The sequence below is a fragment of the Hyphomicrobium denitrificans ATCC 51888 genome, assembly GCF_000143145.1.
In the GTDB taxonomy this organism is placed as follows: Bacteria; Pseudomonadota; Alphaproteobacteria; order Rhizobiales; family Hyphomicrobiaceae; genus Hyphomicrobium_B; species Hyphomicrobium_B denitrificans.
Genome location: NC_014313.1, coordinates 2024502 through 2047063, shown reverse-complemented (window position 1 = coordinate 2047063; position 22562 = coordinate 2024502). Strand labels below are relative to the sequence as shown.

Sequence of the window (22562 nt, the reverse complement as noted above, 5' to 3'; positions counted from 1 at the left end):
CCGATCACAACAGATCCGATTCGTGCCTTACCGGGCTTGCCGCCCGTAATCGTAATCCATGCGCGGCCCCGGCAACGGCGCCTGCCGTTGCGTGTTCTGAGGTGCGCTCTCGGCGGACGTATTGTCCGGCACGCTGCGTCTGGCGGTCGTATCCGGACCGCCTGTCGATCGCGTCGGCGGAATGAAGACGCGATCGCTCGCACAAAGCTTTCTCGGATTTTCGTTCTGTCCGCATGAGCGCGGCTGACCGTCTTTCGAGAGGCAAAGGCGGACTTCTCTCAGCCCCTTTGCGCCGCAGACGACAGCGATCATGTCCGGCTTGAAATTCGGATTGGCCTGAGCGAAGTCGCGGCGAATATCGTCCGGTGATGCAACCTGAGTCTCAAACGGGTTGCGGAAGCGCTGCGGAATGTTGATGCCGTCGAATAGGCGATGCGCCGTCGCGAAGTAGCGCGCCGGGTCCATTCCCGAGCATGTGCCATGCGCCCGGTATTCGTGAATGACGAGCCCGCGGCTCGGCATGATGTCGAGCATGCTCGAGATGACGTTATCCGGCACGAAGGGACGCCGAGGCAGACGGCACTCGGACGGATAGCCGTAATTGTATTGCGGCCAGAGCCCATGCAGGATGAACGAATAGCGCCGCCCATCGCGTCGGTTGCATTGCGCGTCGTCGTCCTGGCCTTTTTCCGCGCAGTACGTCGGGCTCCACGAAAGCACGAGTGCGTAGTAGTCGAACTGTCCGGGCACGTCGCGGTCGCCGCCGTTGCCGTAGCTGTTCCGGCCTCGATCCCTGTAGCCGTCGCCGCTGCTATAGCCGTTGCCGCCGCCCTCGGAACGATTGTCGGCGGTCTCCGTGCGATCGGCTGAACTGGTCTGATTGCCCGTCGCGACGGACACGTTCTGCTGCCGCGTCATATGCACGGCAAACCCTGCGATGAGCAGAAGAACGATGGCAGTCAGAAGTAGATGCGGTTTCAACATGTCATGGTCTCAAGCGGCACGGGGCAGGGAATAGAAACGAGCGAATGAATTTTTACGCAGCCTTCGCAGCCAGCGCCGCAAGGATGCGCGCCCAGCTTCGCGCCCCCTTCTCGAAGCTTCGCATGTTGTACTTTTCGTTTGGCGAGTGAATGCGGTCGTCGTCGAGGCCGAAGCCGATCAGCAAGCTGTCCATGCCGAGCGCATCACGGAAGGACGTGACGATCGGGATCGATGCGCCGCTGCCCATCAGCACGGCGGGCTTGCCCCATTCTTCTTCGAGTGCTTTCGCGGCCGCTTGCATCGAAGGGTCCGCAGTGTCGAAGCTCACCGCGCCGGAACCATGATGGCCAAGCCACGTCGCCGTGCAATCGGCGGGAAGCACGCTCTCGACATAGTCGTGCAGCGCCGTCATCACCTTGTCCGGGTCCTGTCCTGCGACGAGCCGGCACGTGATCTTCACAGACGCCTTCGCCGGAATGACCGTCTTCGATCCGATGCCCTGATAGCCGCCGGTCACGCCGTTGAACTCCAGCGTCGGACGCGACCAAAGCTGCTCGATGACCGATCTGCCTTTTTCACCTGCAGGCGTTTTGAGGCCGACCGAACCGAGGAAGGCTTCGCCCGTCAAGCCGAGTGTTTTCCATTGCGCGAGCTGCTCCGGCGCAGGCTCTGTCACGCCGTCATAAAATCCCGGCACGGCGATGCGACCGTTGTCATCATGAAGCGCGGCCATGACCTTCGCCAGCGCGCGGATCGGATTCGTCACTGGCCCGCCGTAGATACCCGAATGGAGATCGCGGCCCGGACCGCTGATAACGAGTTCGTCGCCGACGAGACCGCGCAGCATCGTCGTGATCGCAGGTGTGTCCTTGTCCCATTGTCCGGTATCGCAGACGAGCACGAGATCGGCTTTCAGCTCATCGCCGTACTTGGCGAGAAATTCGGGGAGCGATGGCGAGCCGCATTCTTCCTCGCCTTCAATCAGCACCGACACGGCAATCGGAAGCTTTCCGGCGACGGTCATCCAGGCGCGGGCGGCTTCGAAGAAGGTCATTAGCTGACCTTTGTTGTCCTCCGCGCCGCGGGCGACGATCACCTCGCCGTTGTGAGGTTCGCTCGTAACGCGCGGCTCGAACGGCGGCGACTTCCAGAGATCGAGCGGATCGGCGGGTTGCACGTCGTAGTGCCCGTAGAAAAGAACATGCGGGATGCCGGGCTCGCGGTGCGTGCGATCATGCGCGACGACCATCGGATGCCCGCTTGTTGGCACAACCTTAGCCTCAGCAAAGCCGATGTCTTTGAGCGTCGCGGCACACCAATCCGCGGCTTTGCGGCAACTTGTCTTGAACGCTGGATCGGTCGAAACGCTATCGATGCGCAAAAGCTCGAACAGCCGCTCGAGCCCGGCAGCCTTTGATTGACCAAGTGTATCGAGAACGGTTTCCAGCGCGGTCATCTTAGTAGACTTTCCAAAAGGCGAACGAAGCCAGGAAGGCTTCAGCTAGGAATACGGAACTCCATTTGCTATGGCACGTCTCCTGACGCGGATCATGGCAGCATGAAGACCGCACCGGAGGTCTGATGGCACAGCCGGACACGGACGGCAAAAAGAAATGGGTTTACGCCTTTGCGCCAGGTCGCGCCGAGGGCGGCGCCGACATGTCGGAACTGCTGGGCGGCAAGGGAGCCAATCTTGCTGAGATGGCGACGCTGGGCCTGCCCGTTCCTCCCGGCTTTACGATTACGACCGAAGTTTGTGACGCTTTTTTCGCGGCTGGAAACAAGCTGCCCGAAGCACTGAAGGCCGACGTCACGAAGGCGCTCGACGAAGTCGGCACGACGGTCAACGCGCACTTCGGCGACTACAAACGGCCGCTGCTGGTCTCCGTGCGTTCCGGTTCGCGCGCGTCGATGCCGGGCATGATGGATACGATCCTCAATCTCGGCCTCAACGACAAGACGGTCGAAGGCCTGGCCGCGTTGACGGGCGATGCGCGCTTTGCGTTCGACAGCTATCGGCGCTTCATCCAGATGTACGGCGACGTCGTGCTCGGCGTCGATCACGGCGCGTTCGAGGACATTCTCGAGAACTTCAAGAACCTCAACGGATTCGCGGCCGACACCGATCTCGACGAAGAGTCCTGGCGCGAAATCATCGCCGACTACAAGGCCGCCATCGAGCGCGAGCACGGGAAGCCGTTTCCGCAGGACACCGGCGAACAGCTTTGGGGCGCCATCGCTGCCGTGTTCAATTCCTGGCACAACCCGCGTGCGCAAACCTATCGCAGACTGCACGATATCCCGGATGATTGGGGCACCGCCGTCACAGTCCAGGCGATGGTGTTCGGCAACCTCGGCGACAACTCCGCGACCGGCGTCGCCTTTACGCGCAATCCGTCGACGGGCGAGCGAGAGATATTCGGCGAGTACCTGCCGAACGCGCAGGGCGAGGATGTCGTCGCAGGCATACGCACGCCGCAGCCGCTGACGAGCAAAGGCGCACGCGAGGCTCCCGGAACGGCGCTCGAGTCCGCGATGCCTCGCGCATTCAACGAGCTCAAAGAGATTTTCGATCGGCTCGAGCGGCACTATCACGACATGCAGGACGTGGAATTCACGGTCCAGCTCGGCACGCTGTGGATTTTGCAGACGCGATCCGGCAAGCGCACCACCGAGGCCGCGCTGAAGATCGCCGTCGATCTCGCGGCGGAAGGCTTGATCAGCCAGGACGAGGCCATTCTGCGCATCGAGCCGGCGCAGCTCGATCAGCTTCTGCATCCGGCGATCGATCCGGCGGCGGAACACGATCTGATCGCGAAGGGATTGCCCGCGTCGCCCGGCGCCGCGTCCGGCGAAATCGTCTTTCATTCCGAGATGGCCGAAGCGCTCAAGGCCAAGGGGCGTGATGTCATTCTGGTTCGCTCGGAGACGAGCCCCGAGGATGTGCAGGGCATGCACGCGGCCGTTGGCATCCTGACCGCACGTGGTGGCATGACGAGCCACGCCGCGGTCGTTGCGCGCGGCATGGGACGGCCGTGCGTCTCAGGCGCAGGCACGCTGCGCATCGATACCAACGCTGGAACGATGCGCGCTGGCGCGCGCATTTTCAAATCCGGCGACATCGTCTCGATCGACGGCAGCACCGGCCGGGTTTATGCGGGCAAGGCGAAGATGCTGCCGCCGCAGCTGTCCGGCACGTTCGCGACCGTGATGCAATGGGCCGACGGCGCGCGCCGCATGAAAGTCCGTACCAACGCGGATACGCCGCGCGACGCGCGACAGGCGCGCGAATTCGGCGCCGAGGGTATAGGCCTCTGCCGCACCGAGCACATGTTCTTCGAGGAAGGCCGCATTCTCGCCGTGCGCGAGATGATCTGCGCCGAAGACGAAGAGGGGCGGCAACAGGCGCTCGACAAGCTGCTTCCCGTTCAGCGCGCCGATTTCGAAGAACTGTTCGAGATCATGGCCGGGTTGCCGATCACGATCCGTCTGCTCGACCCGCCACTGCATGAATTCCTTCCGCACGAGGATCGCGAGGCCGCGCAGGTTGCGGCCGCGCTGGGCATGGACCTGATGCGTCTCAAGGCGCGCGTCGCGGAGCTTGAAGAATTCAATCCGATGCTCGGCTTCCGTGGCTGCCGTCTCGGGATCAAATATCCCGAGATCACGCGCATGCAGGTGCGAGCTATCTTCGAGGCCGCGATCAACGCTCAGAAAAAGACGGGCGATGCCGTGCGTCCGGAGGTGATGGTTCCGTTCGTCGCGTATCGCCGAGAGTTCGACGTCCTGCGCGAGGTCATTATCTCGACCGCCGAAGCGGTGCAGCGCGAATTGGGCGTCGAAATCCCCTACGACGTCGGCACGATGATCGAGCTGCCGCGCGCGGCTTTGAGAGCCGCCGACATTGCCCGCGGGCCGGCGGGCGCGGACTTCTTCTCATTCGGCACGAACGATCTGACGCAAACCGCGCTCGGGCTCTCTCGCGACGATGCCGCGCCGATCCTTTCGAACTACCTCGAGCATGAAGTGATCTCGACGGACCCCTTCGTCACAATCGATCAGGGCGGCGTCGGTGAGCTTCTGAAAATTGGAGCCGAACGCGGCCGCGCCGTGAAGCCCGATCTCAAAACCGGCATCTGCGGCGAGCATGGCGGCGATCCGAAATCGATTGCGTTTTTCGAGGGCATCGGCCTCGATTACATTTCCTGCTCGCCGTATCGCGTGCCGATCGCTCGCCTCGCTGCCGCCCAGGCCGCAATCCGGCTGCGCGACGCCAGCAAGCCTCAGCCGTCGCCTGAGCAAGAGTAGTCGCGCAAATTAGGCTGATGAATCACAACGGGCCGTTCTGGTGACGATCGATATCGTCGAGGCTTGGCTGGCGCGGACGTGGGCCTTTGTTCTTCGGCAGGAACAATAGCCAGAGCACGACCGGCGGCACGAAGAAGCACCACGCCATCCAATAGGAATAGTCACGGTTTTTGATGCCGGCCAGAACGGCGGCAAGCAACGACGCCGTAACGGCCGTAATGCCCCAAGCCACGATCCACTGCATCGCCATCGAATCCTCACTTCAATCCGCCGTCGCTGTCAGTTGGTGCAAGCGCATCTGGCGACATTAGCCAGTTGGGCAGCGACTATGGCGAATTCATGCTTGAATTGCCGCCTGCTTCGGCGACGCGATGAAATCCAGTCCGAGATCAAGAACCGATGCTGAATGCGTCAGCGCGCCAACTGAAATCAGGTCAACGCCGGTTTGCGCGATTTCCGTAACGGTTTCAAGATTAACACCGCCCGAAGCCTCGGTGAGGCAGCGTCCGCCGATGATCGCGACGGCTTCCACGAGATTTGCAGGCGTCATGTTATCGAGCAGGACGCAGTCGACTTTTTCCCGCATCACGATTTCGAGCTGCGCCAGCGTGTCGACCTCGACCTCGATTTTGGTCATGTGTCCGGCAGCAGCCTTTGCCGCTTTGATCGCGCTCGCGATGCCGCCCGCGGCGACGATGTGATTGTCCTTGATGAGTACGGCGTCGAAAAGTCCGACGCGGTGATTGTAGCCGCCGCCGCAGCGCACGGCGTATTTCTCGAATGCGCGAAGTCCTGGCGTCGTCTTGCGCGTATCGACGATTTTCGCGTGCGTGCCCGCAACCTGGTCGACGTACTGTCGCGTCAGCGTCGCGATGCCGGAGAGCCGGCCGAGAAAGTTCAGCGCGACGCGTTCGGCCGTGAGCAATGCGCGTGCATTGCCCGAGACGCGCGCGATCACGGCTCCGGGCTTGACCGTTTCGCCATCGCCGATCTCGATCGTGAAATCTGTTTCCGGCTCAATGGCGCGAAACGCGGCTTCCGCGAGCGCAAGGCCCGCAACGACCCCAAGTTTGCGCGCGGCGATGACGGCGTTGGCCGTTGCGTTCGCCGCGACCGTTGCATTCGTCGTGATGTCGCCGGCGAGCCCGAGGTCTTCATCGAGCGCAACGCGAATAGCGGCGTCGACGAGAGTCTGCGGCAGCGACGGCAGGCTGCGTGTCGAGCTGCTCATGGTCGGCACGCCGCTGCGGACACGCTGCGGGACGCACGCGGCGCCGCTTCGGTCGCTTTCAGATCTTCAACCGTGATGAAGGTGCGTTTGGCGAATGCCGGATCGGCCGCGGGATAGTCGACGCGGTAATGACCGCCGCGGCTTTCCTTGCGCGCCAGCGCCGCCGCAGCAATCAGACGAGCGGTCAGGATCATATTTGAAAGCACCGTATCGTCGGCCGCTGACTCGTCGAGCTTCTTGAGAGCCGCAAGCGCAGCCTTCAGGCCCTTCGCGGAACGCTGAACGCCGACGTGCTTCGTCATGATCGCGCGCAGCGTGTCGATGGCTTCGCTGCGTTGTTCGGGCGCCGACGCGCGATTGCCCGGCACGCGGCGCGGGTGAACGAAATGCCCGACGCGATCGTGCGGCAGGTATGCGCGAATGTCGGCGGCGGCGCGCGCGCCAAAGACGACGGCTTCGAGCAATGAGTTCGATGCCAGTCGATTTGCTCCGTGCAATCCGGTCGACGCGACTTCGCCGACCGCCCAGAGTCCGGCGAGGCTCGTGCGCCCGCGAAGATCGGTAGCAATGCCGCCCATGTGATAGTGTTCCGCCGGCGCAACAGGGATCAAATCCTTGGCGGGATCGATGCCTGCGCGCTGGCAATGACTCCAGACCGTAGGAAATTCGTCCTTGAAATGCGCGCCGATCGCCTCGCGGCAATCGAGGAACACGCCGCGACCCGCGTTGAGTTCATTGAACACGCCGCGAGCCACGACATCGCGCGGCGCAAGCTCGCCGCGCGGATCGATCGCCAGCATGAAGCGTTCGCCGAGGGAGTTGACGAGCGTCGCGCCTTCGCCGCGCAGCGCTTCCGTCGCGAGCGGCGCGGGATCGATCCCGGCATCGATTGCTGTCGGATGGAACTGCACGAATTCGGGATCGGCAATCACCGCGCCCACACGTGCCGCCATCGCGATGGCTTCGCCTTTTGCGTAAGAGGGATTGGTGGTCAACGCGAACAGCGCGCCGACGCCGCCGGTTGCGAGCACGATCGCGGATGCTGGCACGAAAACGTAGCTGCCGGTTCCGTGCGTGCGCGATCTGATGAGGCGAATGCCTTCGATCCGGTCGTTGTCCGCGATCAGGCCGTCCGCTTCATAGCCTTCGAGCACGCGGATCGATGGCGTGTTGCGAACCGCCGCGATGAGAGCCTGCATGATCGCGGCTCCGGCGCGGTCGCCGGATACGCGGACGACGCGCTTCTCCGAATGCGCCGCTTCCTTCGAGAGAACGTAGTGACCTTCGAGGTCGCGATCGAAGGGAACACCGTAGCTCAGCAGATCGCGGATGCGATCCGGGCCTTCGTCGGCGACGACGTGTGCGACCTGCGTGTCGACGATGCCGCCGCCGGCTTCGATCGTGTCGGCTGCGTGCTTATCAGTGCTGTCGCCTTCGCCGACGGCAGCCGCGATGCCGCCCTGAGCCCACATGCTCGACGCACCCTCGCCGAGCGGCGCCGCGGCGATGACCGTCACCGGCAGCGGCGCGAGTTTGAGTGCGGTGAACAACCCCGCAAGCCCGGCCCCGATAATGACGACGTCGCCCGGGCCGGGCTTACCTTCGAAAGGGACGAAGGATCGTGCCTCCCGTTGTCTTTGTGCAGTCATTGCATCGCCTCCCCGTGAGTCGTCGCTCAAAAACTAATTGGTCAGGTTGACCATGCGCTCGACAGCGCGACGGGCTCGATGAGCAACATCCGGATCGACAGTCACCTCGTGACGCAAGTTGACGAGACTGTCGTAGATGTTCTCGAGGCTGATCCGCTTCATGTGCGGGCACAAATTGCACGGCCGGATGAATTCGACGTCCGGAACTTCGATCGCGACGTTCGATGCCATCGAGCATTCGGTGACGAGCATGACCTTCGGCGGGCGTTTGTCCTTCACCCACTGAATCATGCCCGACGTCGAGCCGGTGAAGTCCGCGGCGGCGATGACATCTGGCGGGCATTCGGGGTGCGCGATGATCTTGAGGCCGGGCTCGGCCTCGCGCATCGTCTGAAGTTCTTCGCCCGTGAAACGCTCGTGCACCTCGCACGCGCCCTTCCAGGTGATGACTTCGACCTTGGTCTGCGACTGTACCCACTTCGCCAGGTACTGGTCTGGTATGCACAAAACGCGGGGCGCGCCGAGGCTTTCCACAACTTTCACGGCATTGGACGACGTGCAGGTGATGTCACATTCGGCTTTGACGGCCGCCGATGTGTTCACATAGGTCACGATCGGAACGCCCGGATAGGCTTCGCGGAGCATGCGAACGTCTTCCGGCGTGATCGAGGACGCGAGCGAACAGCCGGCGCGCATGTCCGGAATGAGAACGGTCTTGTCCGGCGACAGCAGCTTCGACGTTTCCGCCATGAAGTGCACGCCCGCCTGAACAATGATCTTCGCATCGACGCGCGCAGCCTCCTTGGCGAGCTGCAGGGAGTCGCCGCGAAAGTCCGCCACGCAATGAAAGATTTCGGGCGTCATGTAGTTGTGCGCCAGGATGACGGCGTTGCGCTGTTGCTTCAGCTCGTTGATCGACTTGATCAGCGGCGCGTAATGCGGCCATTCCATCGGCGTCACGACGTGCTGAACGCGCGCGTACAGCGGCGCCATTTCGGCTTCGAGCGCCTTGGACCAGGAATAGGGCGGCACGGCTTTGGCGGCCGGGTGCGCTGCAGTGGCCGGTTTCGCCAGTCGCTCAAGGGTTTGAACCATTGACCCGTCTCCCGTAAGAGCGTATATGCTCTTAGTGAGCATATACGGGATAAAAACAACGTCGGCACCGCAAGCCGCACTTCACGCCCTAGAAATGCTCTCCAGGAGCACTCTTGGATGTTATTAACATAGTGGAGTTGCAAACAAATTTCCAGGGCGACGGTTCCGTCGGCCCTGGATTTGTCATGACAGCGTCGTGTGGATCAATTCCGAACCGGCGGAGCGGAAACTCTGACGCCCGGAGCCGGTCGCTCCAATAGAACCTCGCGGCGGAAGCGGAACAGCTTTGCCGGACGACCGCCCGTTCTGGTTTTGACATCGCCCGTCGGCTCGACAAGGCCCGCGCCTTCGACCAGCCGGCGAAAGTTCTGCTTGTGCAGATGCGGTCCCAGAATGGCTTCGACGGTCTTCTGCAGTTCGTAAAGCGTGAATTCGTCCGGCATCAACTCGAATACGACCGGGCGGTATTTGATCTTCGATCGGGTCCGGCTGATCGCGGTCGCGAGAATACGCCGGTGATCGGACTGCATCGCAAGCCCGAGCTTCGGGCGATCGGTCCATTCCCTCGCGGCGCCTCGGCCGTCACGCAATGCTTCGTCCACGAGGCCCGCCTCGTAGAGCATTTCGAAGCGCTCGAGCACCTTTTCTTCGTCCCACGCCATGCCGTCGAGACCGAAGCAAATGCGAACACGGTCGGCTCTCGGAATGGGCGATGAACCCGCCTTCGGAGCGCTGGGCTTCTCGGCCCAGGCTTTGAGGCGCGGCTCAATCTCGTGTGCGATGATCTCGGGACGCCCGCGACGCCAGTCTTCCCAGGGAAAATACTGATACCAGCTCCGCCAGACGCCGTTCGTCAGCCCATGATGGCCGACAGCCTGGGTCAGAGCGAGATAACCGATCGACACGACATGCGGAGACGCATCGTCCGTTTCGGTGTGACGGCCGCGATCTGCGAACGTGTAGAGCTGCTCGGCATAGCCGAGATCAAGGCCTGTCTGATTGTGAACCCAGGCCCGCAGTCCGCTTTCCAGCGTACGATGTTCAATTGGATCGAAAGGACCAAATGGCAGGATGTCGGTAGCGCCGATCCGGTCCGGCTCGCCGCGCACGACGAGCGCGACAGGCTCATTCTCGGCGACTGCAACGATAGCCGCATTAAGGCCAATGCCGACCGACGGAGAAAGCTCCGTGTCGGTATCTGGAGTCCGATGAGCTGTCTCGGGCGTCGGCTTTCTCCGGCCTGAAAGTTCCATGTTCATCTAGTCTTCCCCGTGCTCCCCATGAGGCGAGCTAGTGGGCGATCGTGGCGATTTTCAGATAGCCTGCGCAACTAAAACCTACACTTCTGCCGCAAATTGGCCCGATTGTCAGAGACGGCAAAGTGCTTTGAATTCAGCGACAAATCCGGCTTGGGCATCGCTAGTAGAATGCGGCGTGAGCCTCCTAAGTTCCCTGTCGATTACATCAGGGAGTTCGGGGCGGCCGAAAAAGCGTTTCGCCTCTTCGGGATCGAACCCGGCGAGCGTCACCGCTTCGTAGTAGGCGGCGATCGTATCGGCGCGCTTGATGGTGGAAATGACGTGGGCGTCCATCCGGCCTAAGCCGAAGCGTTCATGGATGGCGGCGAGCAGCTTCTGCTCGAACGCCTTGTAGTCGAGTCCGATGGCTGCTTTGAACGGGCTGATTAAATCCCCGATGACATATTCAGGCGCGTCATGGAGCAGTGCCGCGCACAACTCGCGCGCTCCGAATAGAGGCTCGATCGTCCGCACAATGTCTGTCACGACGAGACTGTGCTGAGCGACGGAAAACGCGTGCTCGCCGACGGTCTGTCCGTTCCAGCGCGCGACGCGCGCAAGCCCATGCGCGATATCTTCGATCTCGATATCGTCCGCCTGCGGATCAAGGAGATCGAGACGGCGGCCCGACAGCATCCGCTGCCATGCCCGCTTCGGAGGCGTATGTTCGCCGCTCATAGGCCGTCGATCTTGAGTGACTTCTGCAATTTGGCGCACGGCGCATGGCGAAAGCAGGTCACGATGTGATCGTTGACCATGCCGGTCGATTGCATGAAGGCGTAGAGCGTCGTCGAGCCGACAAAACGGAAGCCTGCGCTCTTCAATGCTTTGCTCATGCGTTTCGACGTGTCCGTTTCTGTCGGCGCATCCTTGAAATTTTGCAGCTTGTTGATGACCGGACGTCCGTCGATCAACCCCCAGAGAAAATGCGAAAACGGCATCTTCTCGCTGAGCGCGAGATAAGCCTTGGCGTTCGAGATCGTCGCTTCGATCTTGGCGCGATTGCGAATGATGCCTTCATCGGTCATCAGTCGCGCGATGTCGCGTTCGCCGAAGCGCGCGATGCGCTCCGCATCGAAATCGTGAAACGCCTTGCGGAAGTTTTCGCGCTTTCGAAGGATCGTGATCCACGACAATCCCGCCTGAAAGCCTTCGAGAGTGAGTTTTTCGAACAGCGCGCGATCGTCGGTCATCGGGACGCCCCACTCGTCGTCGTGGTAGCGCGCATACTCCGTGCCCGTCGCTCCCGCCCAGGGACAACGTTCGCGTTCGACCTGCCGGGTCATGATGGCAAGGCTGCCGAAGGCCGCGCCGCCGCCGATTTGCGATAACGACCGGCCGCGTCGGCATCGATGTCGATCGCAATACCATCGGCGCGCAGACGCTGATTTTTGTCTTGAGCTTCGATGGCGCGGTCGAGGCGAACCATCGCAAGCCCATGCAGTCCGTCAACCGTGCCGACGCGGCCGATGGCGACGTCGCCAAGATGGATTTCGGCTCCGGAGATCAGCGGTGCGGTGGCGGAAATTTTCACGACGCGCTTGCGCACGACGGTCTTGTTCTGCATTCGCGCGACGATTTCCTGGCCGACGTAGCAGCCTTTGGTGAACGAGACGCCGTTGAAGAGATCGTAATCCGCTTCGTGCGGATAGGCGTCGCCGAACTCGAAATCCTTGCCCGCTTCGGGAACGCCGAGGCGGACTCGTAAGGCGTCGTAATCGATATGCGCCAGCTCGACGACCTGCGCGTCGGCCGGCGGCGGCGATTGCATCAGCCAGCGGACGCCCATCGCCGGATGGCGCGGGTCATTGAAATGGACACACGCGCGCGTAGCGGTCAGCGCGGCGGCACCGTCGTCCCAGACGGCGTAGACGGCAAAGCCCGGCGAGGCGTCGGTGATCGTGACATCGGCGCGGAGCTTATACATCGTCAGGCGCTTGACGAGATCGGCGGCCTTGGCGGCGGCAACGTCGAGAAGATAGCCCATCTCGGTACGGACGATGAAGAAATCGAACAGGATTTTGCCTTGCGGCGACAGCAACCCCGCAAAGCGCGCTTCGCCCGCGTTCAGCCCCTCGATTTCGTTGGTGACGAGGCTCTGCAACAATTTTTCGCTGTCGGCGCCATCGACGCGAACGACGCCACGGTCGGTAAGTCGCGCGATCTTTACGCTGGACATTAGCGTTCGCCTCGATTGCAAACAGAGTGAGAGTTACGTATGCGGGGTTCAAGCCGAAGGCAAGTGTGAGGAGCGCCGGCAAAAATGGCCGATACATTCGATGTCTTGATCCGTGGCGCGACAGTCGTCAACCATGACGGGGAGGGCGTCCGCGATATCGCGATTTCGGGCGGCAGGATTGCGGAAATCGGCGACCTTGGCTCGGCCGGCGCGGCTGAAATCATCGACGCGGCGGGCCTGCATATTCTGCCGGGGGTCATCGATACCCAGGTGCATTTCCGCGAGCCGGGCCTGGCGCATAAAGAAGATCTCGAGACGGGGAGCCGAGCCGCGGTCGCTGGCGGCGTCACGGCCGTTTTCGAGATGCCGAACACGAAGCCCTTGACGACGACGGAAGATACGTTGGCCGACAAGGTCCGCCGCGCGCGTCACCGCATGTTCTGCGATTTCGCATTTTTCGTCGGCGGTACGCGCGACAACATTGCGGAAATTCCGAAGCTCGAAAAGCTCGAAGCCGCGGCCGGCATGAAAGTCTTCATGGGCTCGTCCACCGGCGACCTTCTGGTTGACGAGGAAGACGCGCTCGATCGCATCATCGCTAGAATTTCGCGGCGCGCATCGTTTCATGCCGAGGATGAAGACCGCCTCAAGGCGCGAATGCATCTGCGCCGCAAGGGCGATCCGTCTTCGCACCCCGAGTGGCGCGATCCGGAGGCGGCGCTGATCGCGACGAAGCGGCTCGTCGGTCTCGCCGAAAAGCACGGCAAGCGCGTGCATGTGCTGCACGTCTCGACGGCGGAGGAAATGGAGTTCCTGCGCCATCACAAATCCTACGCCACGGTCGAAGTCACGCCGCATCATCTGACGCTGCAGGCGCCCGAATGCTACGAGCGACTTGGCGCCTACGCACAGATGAACCCGCCGGTTCGCGACGCGCGCCACCGCGCGGCCATATGGCATGCGCTGCAGTCCGGCGTGGTCGATGTCCTGGGTTCCGATCATGCGCCGCACACGCGCGAAGAAAAAGAGCACACCTATCCCGACACGCATTCCGGCATGACGGGCGTGCAGACGCTGGTGCCGACGATGCTCGATCATGTGAATGCAGGGCGGCTGTCGCTGCAGCGCCTGGTCGATTTGACCAGCCACGGGCCGCAACGGCTGTTCGGCATCAGGAACAAGGGGCGGATCGCCGTCGGCTACGACGCCGACCTGACCGTGGTCGATCTGAAGCGCCGGGTCCGGATCTCGAACGACTGGATCGAAAGCCGCTGCGGCTGGACGCCATACGACGGCGCAACGGTAACGGGATGGCCGGTCGGCACGTTCGTGCGCGGTCACAAGGCCATGTGGGAGGGCGAAATCAACGGGCCCGCGCGTGGCGAGCCCGTTCAGTTCCTCGAAGGCTTCGTTCGCTGAGGTGCGCGCGAAGCGGATGAGCATCAGCCTTCGCTGCCGGCCTTCGCGACGCGTGCGAGCCCGGCGGGCAGCCGCTTCAACACGTGTACTGTCGTCCCGACACCAGCGATCGAGGCAAGGTGCGTGACGTTGCCGTTCGTCATGCGGATGCAGCCCGACGATGTCGCCGTGCCGATGGAGCTGACGTCGTTGGTGCCGTGGATGCGATAGAGCGTGCTGCCGAGATAGAGCGCCATCGCGCCAAGCGGATTGCGCACGCCGCCCTGCATGTGAACCGGAAGTCCGGGCTTGCGCGCGCGCATCTCCGCCGGCGGATACCAGTCGGGCCATGCGACCTTGCGCGAGATCTTTTCAACGCCCGACCATGCGAAGCCCTGCTTGCCGACGGCGATCGGATAGCGATACGCCGTCGTCGAGGAGAGAACGTAGTAGAGGCGGCGGCCGGCCGTATCGATGACGATCGAACCGGGGGCGTAGCTGTTCGGGAACGACACCTTGGGCGGGGCAACGGCCGAGATATTCGGTCTGCCGCCGCCCGTCAGCGTGCCTTCGCTCGCCGATGAGCGCGCGTTGTCGTCGTCTTCGTCATCGCGTCCGCTGTTTTGCGGGCGGTCCCAGTCCCAACCCATTCCAAACAGCGGTTGCGGCGCCCGTTCGGCGCGCTGGCTGCTACGCTTCTGCTTTTTGGGGGGAACGTATCCGTAGTTTTGCTGGAATGGATGGAAGGCTTGCGCCGGTGCGGCGACGGCGCAGCTCAAAATAGCGGCTGCAAGAATACTCATACGCGTCATCAAACAAACCCTTGCTTTGCGTCTCGCTTGTAGCGGCACGCAATAAAGCAAAAGAAGACGCGGTGGCCACCCCTCTGCGGCAATTCGCAGTCAATCAGAAATTGCATTCTGATTTCGGCGCACCGTCATTCGATGCGCTTGAACATCAGCCAATTGCCGTCAGCGGCGATGACGACGCACCACCACATCCAGCGCTTTTTATCATGCATCTCAGCGGCTTTCGCCGGACTGACGAGCCGATAGAGGTCGACTTCCTCAGCCGGCGTCAGCTTGTCGAGCGGACGCTCGGCGAGATAAGGCCAGATGTAGAGCAGGTTGTTCTCGATGTCGCTGCCGAAGGGCTTTGCCGCGGGCGGCATGTTCAGAAGCTCGATCAGGTTCGCGAGAATCTCCTGTCCCTTGCCATCGGCGGACTGTGTTTTGAGCGCTGCGATCGGATCGGTGGCGCCGGGTGCGCCGATATCCGGCGTCCTGCCGCTCATTTCGAACACCGCCTTCAACTCGTCGATATTTCCCGAGCGCGCCGCCGTCAGAATGGCGTCGCGCAGATCGGCGACGTGTTCGGGAAGTTTTGGAGCTTGCACGCTTTCCCCAGCCGCAGCTCGCGAGACGTGGACAAGAGCAATGGGCGTCACTACGAGTAGAATCAGAAGTGCACGACTAATCATCGGAGCGGAGGCGTAACGGCGCAGCCGGGATCGTCTCGCCTGCGAGGAGAGTTTACTTGATGAGCGTTCCAGCATAGTCACCGAACCAATCACTTCCACCTGAGGCTCAAGACATCGCGCAGCCGGGTAACGGTCAGCGCAAACTCCACTCCCGGACGCGAGCACGCCCGCCTTGATGGACTATATTCCCAATCCCCTCATTATCCCTATCGGCATCATCGTCGGGATTCTCATCGCGGCGCCTGTTGGGCCTGTCAACGTGCTGTGCATTCAGCGCGCGATCGAGCGGGGGTTCTGGGGTGGCATCGCAGCCGGCATCGGATCGGTGTTGGGTGATGGTCTCATCGCGCTCTGTGCCGGGCTTGGCGTTGGAACGATTTCGGGCGCGGTCGAAACACATCGAGCGATCATTCAGGCGCTCGGCGGAGTGGCGTTGATCGCGTTTGGCGCGCGCCTTTACTTCACGTCGCCACGGCTGCGGATCGTCTCGGAAGCCGAGGGCTCATCCGAAAGCCTCAGGGATTTCGTCTGGGACATTCCGCAGACGTTCTTTCTCACGATTACGAATCCTGGAGCGGTGCTCGGACTCTTTGCCGTCTTCGGCGGCGTCAGCACCTTCGTTGAAGTTCATTCCACGATTGACGTTCTGCTGATGGTGGCGGCGATCGTCGGTGGCAGCATGCTGTGGTGGATCACGCTGTCACACATCATCAGCCGCTATCGTCACCGGATCGACTTGCGCACGCTGGCGTTCGTCAACAGGATCGCCGGACTGCTGCTCGGCAGTTTCGGCGCGATCCTTATCGCCGAAGTGATCTGGAAAGGCGGAAGTTTCTGACCAGCGCTTAGTGGCTGACGCGAGCGATTACTGGTCGCGGCGCGTGAGCGTGAATTCGCCTTCGACGACGCGCTTCTCAAGTCCGCGCGTCAGATGAATGACCGCGTCTTCCCCGTAAATCGCGACGAGATCGGTGAGCGCCGTAAACAACGCGGCATACGCCATCTGCTGCGGTTCGACCCCCGTGTCGACGCCCTCATCCCAAGCGGCCAAAATCAGATCGAGCGCTTTGAGCGTCGGGTTTTTGGTGTCGATGTCTTCGAAACACTGCATACAATTTCCAGCCCGTTGTCCGCCCGTTGCGGGCGGTTCCCCTAACGGAGATTGTGGACTAGCACGAGCCTCGACGGAAGTTCTAAGCGGCCACAATTCACAGTAAACCGGCCGTTCAGCAACATCTGTCGCGCTGCGGTGCACGCGTGCGTCAGGGAAAGGCTTTGAGCAAGCCTTCAGACAGCGACGAGCCTTCCGAGAGAAATCGCGTGATCGCGGTCTGTGCCGAAGGGCTGCACGTATTATAGGTGCGGCTGTAGCTGCGATAACCTTGATTGAACGCGCGGGTGAGCTTGGCGCGGCGAAGCGCGCTCGATCCTTCCGCATCCATCAGGTCGCGCATTCGGTCGCGCCAGTACTGGCCCTCGTTGGCGCCGCAAAGCTCGCGCAGATAGTGAATCGCGCCGAGAATTTCCGAGAGACGGAGCAGGCGGTCGTCGTAAGGCTTGACGTCGGGCGCGGCCGTTGCTGCATTTGCGGTCAACCCTAGCGTGCCGAACGCGAGAAGAACCGCCAGAACGGCGTTCCGGCACGTGCCGCCAAGCGGAGCTTTTCTGACTGACCGTTGCATCGCGATTGCGCTTAAATCAGATTCTGGGCCGGCGGACGGCGGCATTCTTATAAAATATTCCGATGAGACGCGAAGGGCTTCGCAATGTGCTCCCGCTACAGTCTGATCTGCTCACCGGACGACCTCTGCCGGGCGTTCGGAAGCTTTGAGGTCGAGGATTTTCCGCCCCGCTACAACATCGCGCCGTCGCAGCCGGTCCTCATTCTCCGGGCGGGCGTCAAAGGCGGGCCGGAATTCCAGCTGGTGCGCTGGGGCCTCATTCCATCCTGGAGCAAGGACCCGGCGAAATTGAGCATGCTCGTCAATGCCCGCGCCGAAACGGCGGCCGAGAAGCCTTCTTTCCGTGGGGCGATGCGCCATCGCCGCTGTCTCATTCCGACGACCGGCTATTACGAGTGGACCGGCGGGCACGGCTCTCGGCAGCCCCATCTCATCAAAGTGGCCGACCGTCCCGTTTTCGCGATGGCCGGGCTGTGGGAGGGCTGGCTCGGAGCCGATGGCAGCGAAATCGAGACGATGGCGATCCTCACCACGGCGGCGAACCCCGACGTCGCCTCCATCCACGACCGCATGCCGGTGATTGTCGCGCCGGAGCATTACGAGCGGTGGCTCGATTGCAGTTCCGGCAGCGAGAACGGCGTTCTGGACTTGCTCGGGCCGCCACCCACAGGACGCATGACCGTCATGGCCATCAACCCGAAGCTGAACGACCCTCGCGCTGAAGGGCCAGACCTGCATCAGTCTCCGAACCCAACGCTTCTTTAGAATAGCGGGTCTTTAGAATAGCGGGGCCGGGACGTTGCCACGGCCCTCGGGAAGAGATTTTCGACGCCTCCGGTAACCATGCCGACTCGCGGTGCCGCGCATTCGCGGCTAATCTCCATTAGGTCAAGAGCTTGACGATATCCGCTCGTATCAACGGCGCGGTCGAGGGTGATGTTGGTGCGTTGAGAGCGCGCGCGTGATGGGAGACGAGGTAATGGCGTACAGGGGCGAGGATCTTGATCTCAGGACTCCGCAGACGTGGACGGGCACTCCGGCGGAACTCGTAACGCCTGCCGAGATGCAGGCGGCGCAGAACGGAAAGCGCGGCGTCTATCGCTCCGGTCCGATTCTCGTCGACGAAACGGTGCTTGCCTGCTGCAATCTCGCCTACGACGTTGCTGTCGCCCATCGCGCCGGCGAAGTCCGCATCGAGCATCTCCTCAACGCGATGACGCGCATCGATGCCGCGATCGCATCGCTCGAGGCGCGCGGCATCCGCGTGCCGTCGCTCCGGCGCGAGACGGCGGCGATCGTTGCGGGAGACATTCCGCCCGCTGGCGGCAACGGCTCCGTGTCGCCGCGACGCTCGGACGAATTCGCCGATCTGCTGCGCCTCGCCGCCGCGTCCGCGAGCCGTCGCAATTCCGCGGCCGATGTCGACGACCTGCTTCAGGTGCTGCTCGATCATCGCTCCGATTTGCCGGGCTCCGACATCGTGCTGCGCTTTGCACCGCGCGCGTCGTTGCGCGAGGTCAGCGAGCCGTTGCCGCCCTTGACGCGATCCAACGCCGATCTGCGTTACACGGCGTCGAGCGGCGTTCGCTACGTTTCGGACCAGACTCGGTCTTATCGTGGTGACAATTTGGGAAGTCCCACCGATGCGCTGCAGAACTCGCGCATCGAGGCGCTCGAGCAAATGGTTCGCGCTCTGAGCCAGGATTTTTCGAATGAGCGCAACATCATCTCGGGGCTCGTGCGGGATCTCGGACGCGACGCGCAAGCGCATCAGGGCGACCAGGACCACCGCCAGAACGTCCTGCTGGATCGCATCGGAACGCTGGAACAAGCCGTGCTTGATACACGCGGAACCTCCGCGCCCTCCGACCAATCCCTCGTTACCAAGCTTGAGGATATCGAGGCAGGTCTTGAACTCCGCTTGCAGGAGATGTCGCAATCCTGGAGCGTGCTCTCGCAGCGCCTGCAGGACCTCGAAGGCTCCATTCGTGAGCAAGCGCCGTCTAATGGCGCAACCGTGGAGGACCTGCGAAACGCCGTCGATCTGAAGCCGATTTCGAGCCGCCTCGACATCATCGAGGAAGCGCTTCTCGGCGATCATCAGCGTCGCGGCGACAGCAGCGGCGAACTCGGCGAACGCTTCGACAAACTGCATGGCGACGTCCAGCGCGCGCTTTCGACGACGACCGACGGCGGCCGCATCGAAACGCTGGTTGCCGGACTCGAACACATCAACGGCCTCGCCAACAGGCTCGACGATCAGCACCGCATGGTCGCGCAGGTCACCACGAACCTCGCCGAACGCGTCGCGGGCGTCGAGCGCGCACTGACGGGCGAGATCGAAACGGCGGCCGCGAAATATCAGGCGTACGCGAACGATCTCTCCGAGCTGCACGATGCGCTGATGAAGCTCAATCAGAACCAGCACACGCTCGCCGGATCGATGGACCAGTGGCGAACCGACTCCGCGACTGATGTCGCCAACATTCTGAACCGGATTGCCGAGGTCGATCGCGACGCGGCGCTGCCGGTCGAGACGCTCAACCAGATCAACGCCCACATGGACACGATGAACCGTTTCGTCGTGGCACGATACCAGCGGCGGCACGGCTTCTGGTACTGGCTGTTCGGCACCGACGACTGGATGGGCGCGAGCTGGCCTTCCAAGAAGGAGCCCGAAACGCCAGCCTGAGGTTCGTTTTGGTGCAGGAGAGAGCGAAGCGTTAAGCGTTCGGCGGCGGCGTGTGTTCGCCGTTAACCGCGCTGGCACGGACCGTGCGTCGCCGCGTGCTGACGGTTTCAATCCAGCACGCCCGGACGCCATGACAATTCATACGCATCTCGCCAGCTCGCCACGTCTCGCCGACATTCTTTCTCCCGACCGCAACAGCTTCGGCGTCCTGCGCTTCGCGATGGCGACGCTGGTGCTCGTCTCGCACAGCTACCTCTACGCAGCCGGAACGTCGGTCGCGGAGCCGCTGCAACCTTGGCTCGGGCGCTCGCTTGGCGAATGCGCCGTACGCGTCTTTTTCATCCTGAGCGGCGTGATGGTCGCGCAAAGCTTCGATCGCAGTCGCAGCCTTGTCGATTTCACCGTCGCGCGCGGGCTGCGGATTTTTCCGGCGTTGATCGTCTGCGTTCTTGCCGTCGCGTTCGTGCTCGGACCTGTCGTCTCCACGCTGCCGGCCGGCGCGTATTTCAAAAGCACGGAACTCTACGGCTACGTCGTCAAGACGCTGACGCTCGCAACCGGCTCCGCGCCGCTGCCGGGCGTTTTTGAAACGAATGCCTATGCGGACTACGTCAACTCGTCCTTGTGGACGCTGAAATACGAGGTGGCTTGCTACGTCGCGCTCGGCCTGCTCGGCGTCGCGGGGCTGTTCGACGAGAAGCTTCGCTGGTTCGCGGCTGCCGGTCTTGGCGCGATCGTCGCGACCGTCTCGCTGTCGTTGCCGGCCAATCCGGACGACTACGGCTTTACCCAGAACCTCCGCTACTTCGTCGTTTATTTCTACGGCGGCGTGCTGGCCTATCTGCTGCGCGACTATCTGCGGATCTCCGGCGCGCTGCTGCTGCCGCTGTTTCTGATGTTTATCGCCTCCGTGCAGACGTCGTTCGCGGAAGTGGGTGCCATGCTCTTTCTGGGTTACGGCGCGCTGTGGGCCGCGACGAAAACCTGGGGCCCGCTGCGCGGGCTCTGCAATCGCACCGACGCATCATTCGGCATCTACATCTTTGCCGGTCCCGTCCAGCAGGCGCTTCTCTGGCTGTTCCCCGCAATATCACCGGTCGTGCTGACGCTGGTGGCGTTCGCAATCGTGCTGCCGCTGGCGATCGCATCGTGGCGCTTCGTCGAAAAGCCTTCGCTGCAGCTGAGGCCGGTCGTCACGAATTGGATCAGGACAGCGGGCCGTCGCGCACTGCCGATCTTCGGCTGAGCCCGTCCGCGTTCACCAAATTCCGATCACTCACCGAAAACGGCCAACAAGGGGTTGTGCCTGACCGCTCGTCCGTGTTTTGATTAAGGAAGTGTTAACGGACGTCAGGGTGCGAGGATGTTGCGTCGGTATCTGATCGTGAACGGAACGCTGACCGCGCTGATGTACGGCGCCGTCTGGGCCTTCGCGCCGTCCGTCCCGCACCTCGTCCAGTCGGCGCAATCGTCGTTCAAGACGTTCGCCATCGATAGCCCTCTGCTGCGGCCGGTCGTCGATCGCATCATCGTCGGACGCTGAGAATTTCAAGATTTCAATCGCGCGGTGCGGCCGCTCGCGCCAATCTGTCGTTGATGGCTTCGCCGAGACCGTGAGCCGGAATGGGCGTGACGGCGATGGTCGCTGCGCCGCTGCCGTCGAGCTTGCGAAGCGCCGCGAAAAGGTTCGCCGCCGCTTCGATCAGATCGCCGGACGGGCTGATGTTGATCGTTGCCTTTGAAGGATGCTCCTCGACCGCTCCGAAGGCGAGCACCGCTTCGTGCGGCTCCCACGCCGTCGCGTTCAATCGAATTCTGCTGTTCGGCGCGTAATGGCTTCTGAGCTGACCGGGCGAGGTCAGATGCTCGCCGCTCTCGCTCGCGCGCGCGATTTTCTCGCCGAGGACCTTTTCGATCGCGTCCGCGGAAATCGCGCCTGGTCTGAGCAGAACGGGAGCCGCGCCCGCAAGGCTGACGACGGTCGACTCCAGCCCGCGCGGCGTTTGCCCGGCGTCGAGAATGACGGCGGCTCTGTCGCCCAGATCCGCCGCGACGTGCTCGGCGCGCGTTGCGCTGACATGGCCCGAGCGATTGGCGGAGGGAGCGGCGATCGGCCGTTGGGCTGCCTTGAGCAACTGGCGCGCAACCGGATGATCCGGAGACCTGAGCGCCACTGTCGGCAAGCCTGCGGAAACAAGCTCGCTGACGTCCGTCGTCTCGATGCGTGGCACGACAAGCGTCAGAGGCCCCGGCCAGAAGGCTTCCGTCAGCCGCCGCGCCGTTGCCGAGAACGATCCGATGATGACAGCCTGTTCCAACCCGAGCACGTGGACGATCAGCGGATTGAACGACGGCCGGCCCTTGGCGGCAAAAACGCGCGCCACGGCTTCTCCGTTGGTCGCATCCGCCCCGAGGCCGTAGACCGTTTCGGTCGGAAATGCCACGAGGGCGCCCGAGCGGAGCAGACCGCCGGCTTCCTCGATCCATTCCGCGTTCGCAGGCACGATCCTGCCTTGCATTCGTCCATCACCCGGTTTGCTACGGCTTCGCATCAAGCATAGTGTTC

At 62.5% G+C, this 22562-nt stretch carries 22 protein-coding genes; 7 read left to right on the top strand and 15 right to left on the bottom strand.

The genetic code is table 11. The annotated features are described in order from the left end of the window. Positions 1-27 precede the first annotated feature (27 nt). Both HDEN_RS09880 and HDEN_RS09875 read right to left on the bottom strand, forming a co-directional pair. A complete protein-coding gene (locus tag HDEN_RS09880) occupies positions 28-984 on the bottom strand; it encodes a ribonuclease T2 family protein (RefSeq protein ID WP_013215964.1) in 957 nt (318 codons plus the stop codon). A gap of 52 nt (positions 985-1036) precedes the next feature. Next, on the bottom strand, positions 1037-2440 hold the full coding sequence (locus tag HDEN_RS09875) for a dipeptidase (protein ID WP_013215963.1): 1404 nt from the start codon (positions 2438-2440) through the stop codon (positions 1037-1039). A 125-nt stretch (positions 2441-2565) separates the two neighbouring features. Here HDEN_RS09875 and ppdK point away from each other — a divergent pair, with 125 nt between their 5' ends. Continuing rightward, positions 2566-5292: a pyruvate, phosphate dikinase gene (gene ppdK, locus HDEN_RS09870; RefSeq protein ID WP_013215962.1), complete on the top strand. Its 2727-nt coding sequence runs from the start codon at positions 2566-2568 to the stop codon at positions 5290-5292. A gap of 22 nt (positions 5293-5314) precedes the next feature. Here the strand turns inward: ppdK and HDEN_RS09865 are convergent, their stop codons facing one another. From HDEN_RS09865 to ygfZ, 8 genes are all read right to left on the bottom strand, one after another. Continuing rightward, on the bottom strand, positions 5315-5542 hold the full coding sequence (locus HDEN_RS09865) for a hypothetical protein (protein ID WP_013215961.1): 228 nt from the start codon (positions 5540-5542) through the stop codon (positions 5315-5317). 87 nt (positions 5543-5629) lie between these two features. Next, complete coding sequence (gene nadC / locus HDEN_RS09860; protein WP_013215960.1) at positions 5630-6523, bottom strand: carboxylating nicotinate-nucleotide diphosphorylase; 894 nt, start codon at positions 6521-6523, stop codon at positions 5630-5632. Next, positions 6520-8172: an L-aspartate oxidase gene (locus HDEN_RS09855; RefSeq protein WP_013215959.1), complete on the bottom strand. Its 1653-nt coding sequence runs from the start codon at positions 8170-8172 to the stop codon at positions 6520-6522. Before HDEN_RS09855 ends, nadC begins: the two co-directional genes overlap by 4 nt. Positions 8173-8205: 33 nt before the next feature. After that, positions 8206-9267: a quinolinate synthase NadA gene (gene nadA, locus HDEN_RS09850; protein ID WP_013215958.1), complete on the bottom strand. Its 1062-nt coding sequence runs from the start codon at positions 9265-9267 to the stop codon at positions 8206-8208. Positions 9268-9470: 203 nt separating this feature from the next. Beyond that, the gene (locus HDEN_RS09845) at positions 9471-10526 is read right to left on the bottom strand and encodes an NUDIX hydrolase (RefSeq protein ID WP_013215957.1); all 1056 of its coding nucleotides are present in this window, start codon (positions 10524-10526) and stop codon (positions 9471-9473) included. A 108-nt stretch (positions 10527-10634) separates the two neighbouring features. Beyond that, positions 10635-11243, bottom strand: coding sequence for a YfbR-like 5'-deoxynucleotidase (locus HDEN_RS09840; protein ID WP_013215956.1), 609 nt, complete (start codon positions 11241-11243; stop codon positions 10635-10637). Continuing rightward, positions 11240-11851 carry a DNA-3-methyladenine glycosylase I gene (locus tag HDEN_RS09835; RefSeq protein WP_013215955.1) on the bottom strand — a complete coding sequence of 204 codons (612 nt, stop codon included), beginning with the start codon at positions 11849-11851 and terminating at the stop codon, positions 11240-11242. Before HDEN_RS09835 ends, HDEN_RS09840 begins: the two co-directional genes overlap by 4 nt. Then, positions 11848-12744 (bottom strand): CAF17-like 4Fe-4S cluster assembly/insertion protein YgfZ, encoded by an 897-nt coding sequence (gene ygfZ, locus HDEN_RS09830; RefSeq protein WP_013215954.1) that lies wholly within the window; start codon positions 12742-12744, stop codon positions 11848-11850. The genes HDEN_RS09835 and ygfZ overlap by 4 nt, the downstream gene beginning before the upstream one ends. Before the next feature lie 84 nt (positions 12745-12828). Here ygfZ and HDEN_RS09825 point away from each other — a divergent pair, with 84 nt between their 5' ends. Then, positions 12829-14163, top strand: a complete 1335-nt coding sequence (locus tag HDEN_RS09825; RefSeq protein ID WP_013215953.1) for a dihydroorotase — start codon at positions 12829-12831, stop codon at positions 14161-14163. Between the two features lie 23 nt (positions 14164-14186). Here the strand turns inward: HDEN_RS09825 and HDEN_RS09820 are convergent, their stop codons facing one another. Both HDEN_RS09820 and HDEN_RS09815 read right to left on the bottom strand, forming a co-directional pair. Beyond that, positions 14187-14945, bottom strand: a complete 759-nt coding sequence (locus HDEN_RS09820; protein WP_245256608.1) for a L,D-transpeptidase — start codon at positions 14943-14945, stop codon at positions 14187-14189. Between the two features lie 134 nt (positions 14946-15079). Then, positions 15080-15538 carry a hypothetical protein gene (locus HDEN_RS09815; protein ID WP_245256607.1) on the bottom strand — a complete coding sequence of 153 codons (459 nt, stop codon included), beginning with the start codon at positions 15536-15538 and terminating at the stop codon, positions 15080-15082. A 259-nt stretch (positions 15539-15797) separates the two neighbouring features. On the opposite strand from HDEN_RS09815, the gene HDEN_RS09810 reads away from it, so the two are divergent. Next, positions 15798-16460, top strand: a complete 663-nt coding sequence (locus tag HDEN_RS09810) for a LysE family translocator (RefSeq protein ID WP_013215950.1) — start codon at positions 15798-15800, stop codon at positions 16458-16460. 27 nt (positions 16461-16487) lie between these two features. On the opposite strand, the gene HDEN_RS09805 is transcribed toward HDEN_RS09810, so the two are convergent. Then, a complete protein-coding gene (locus tag HDEN_RS09805; RefSeq protein WP_013215949.1) occupies positions 16488-16733 on the bottom strand; it encodes a hypothetical protein in 246 nt (81 codons plus the stop codon). A 151-nt stretch (positions 16734-16884) separates the two neighbouring features. Beyond that, positions 16885-17304 carry a TIGR02301 family protein gene (locus HDEN_RS09800; RefSeq protein ID WP_041921630.1) on the bottom strand — a complete coding sequence of 140 codons (420 nt, stop codon included), beginning with the start codon at positions 17302-17304 and terminating at the stop codon, positions 16885-16887. An 84-nt stretch (positions 17305-17388) separates the two neighbouring features. Here HDEN_RS09800 and HDEN_RS09795 point away from each other — a divergent pair, with 84 nt between their 5' ends. The 4 genes from HDEN_RS09795 to HDEN_RS09780 all read left to right on the top strand — a co-directional run bounded on the left by HDEN_RS09795 (position 17389) and on the right by HDEN_RS09780 (position 21539). Continuing rightward, entirely contained in the window at positions 17389-18069 is a 681-nt protein-coding gene (locus tag HDEN_RS09795) for an SOS response-associated peptidase (RefSeq protein ID WP_013215947.1), read from the top strand. A gap of 214 nt (positions 18070-18283) precedes the next feature. Beyond that, positions 18284-19996 (top strand): hypothetical protein, encoded by a 1713-nt coding sequence (locus tag HDEN_RS09790; RefSeq protein ID WP_013215946.1) that lies wholly within the window; start codon positions 18284-18286, stop codon positions 19994-19996. A gap of 130 nt (positions 19997-20126) precedes the next feature. Beyond that, complete coding sequence (locus HDEN_RS09785; protein WP_013215945.1) at positions 20127-21242, top strand: acyltransferase family protein; 1116 nt, start codon at positions 20127-20129, stop codon at positions 21240-21242. A gap of 117 nt (positions 21243-21359) precedes the next feature. Beyond that, a complete protein-coding gene (locus HDEN_RS09780) occupies positions 21360-21539 on the top strand; it encodes a hypothetical protein (RefSeq protein WP_013215944.1) in 180 nt (59 codons plus the stop codon). A gap of 13 nt (positions 21540-21552) precedes the next feature. Here the strand turns inward: HDEN_RS09780 and HDEN_RS09775 are convergent, their stop codons facing one another. Next, positions 21553-22515, bottom strand: coding sequence for an L-threonylcarbamoyladenylate synthase (locus HDEN_RS09775; protein WP_041921628.1), 963 nt, complete (start codon positions 22513-22515; stop codon positions 21553-21555). Positions 22516-22562: the final 47 nt, after the last annotated feature.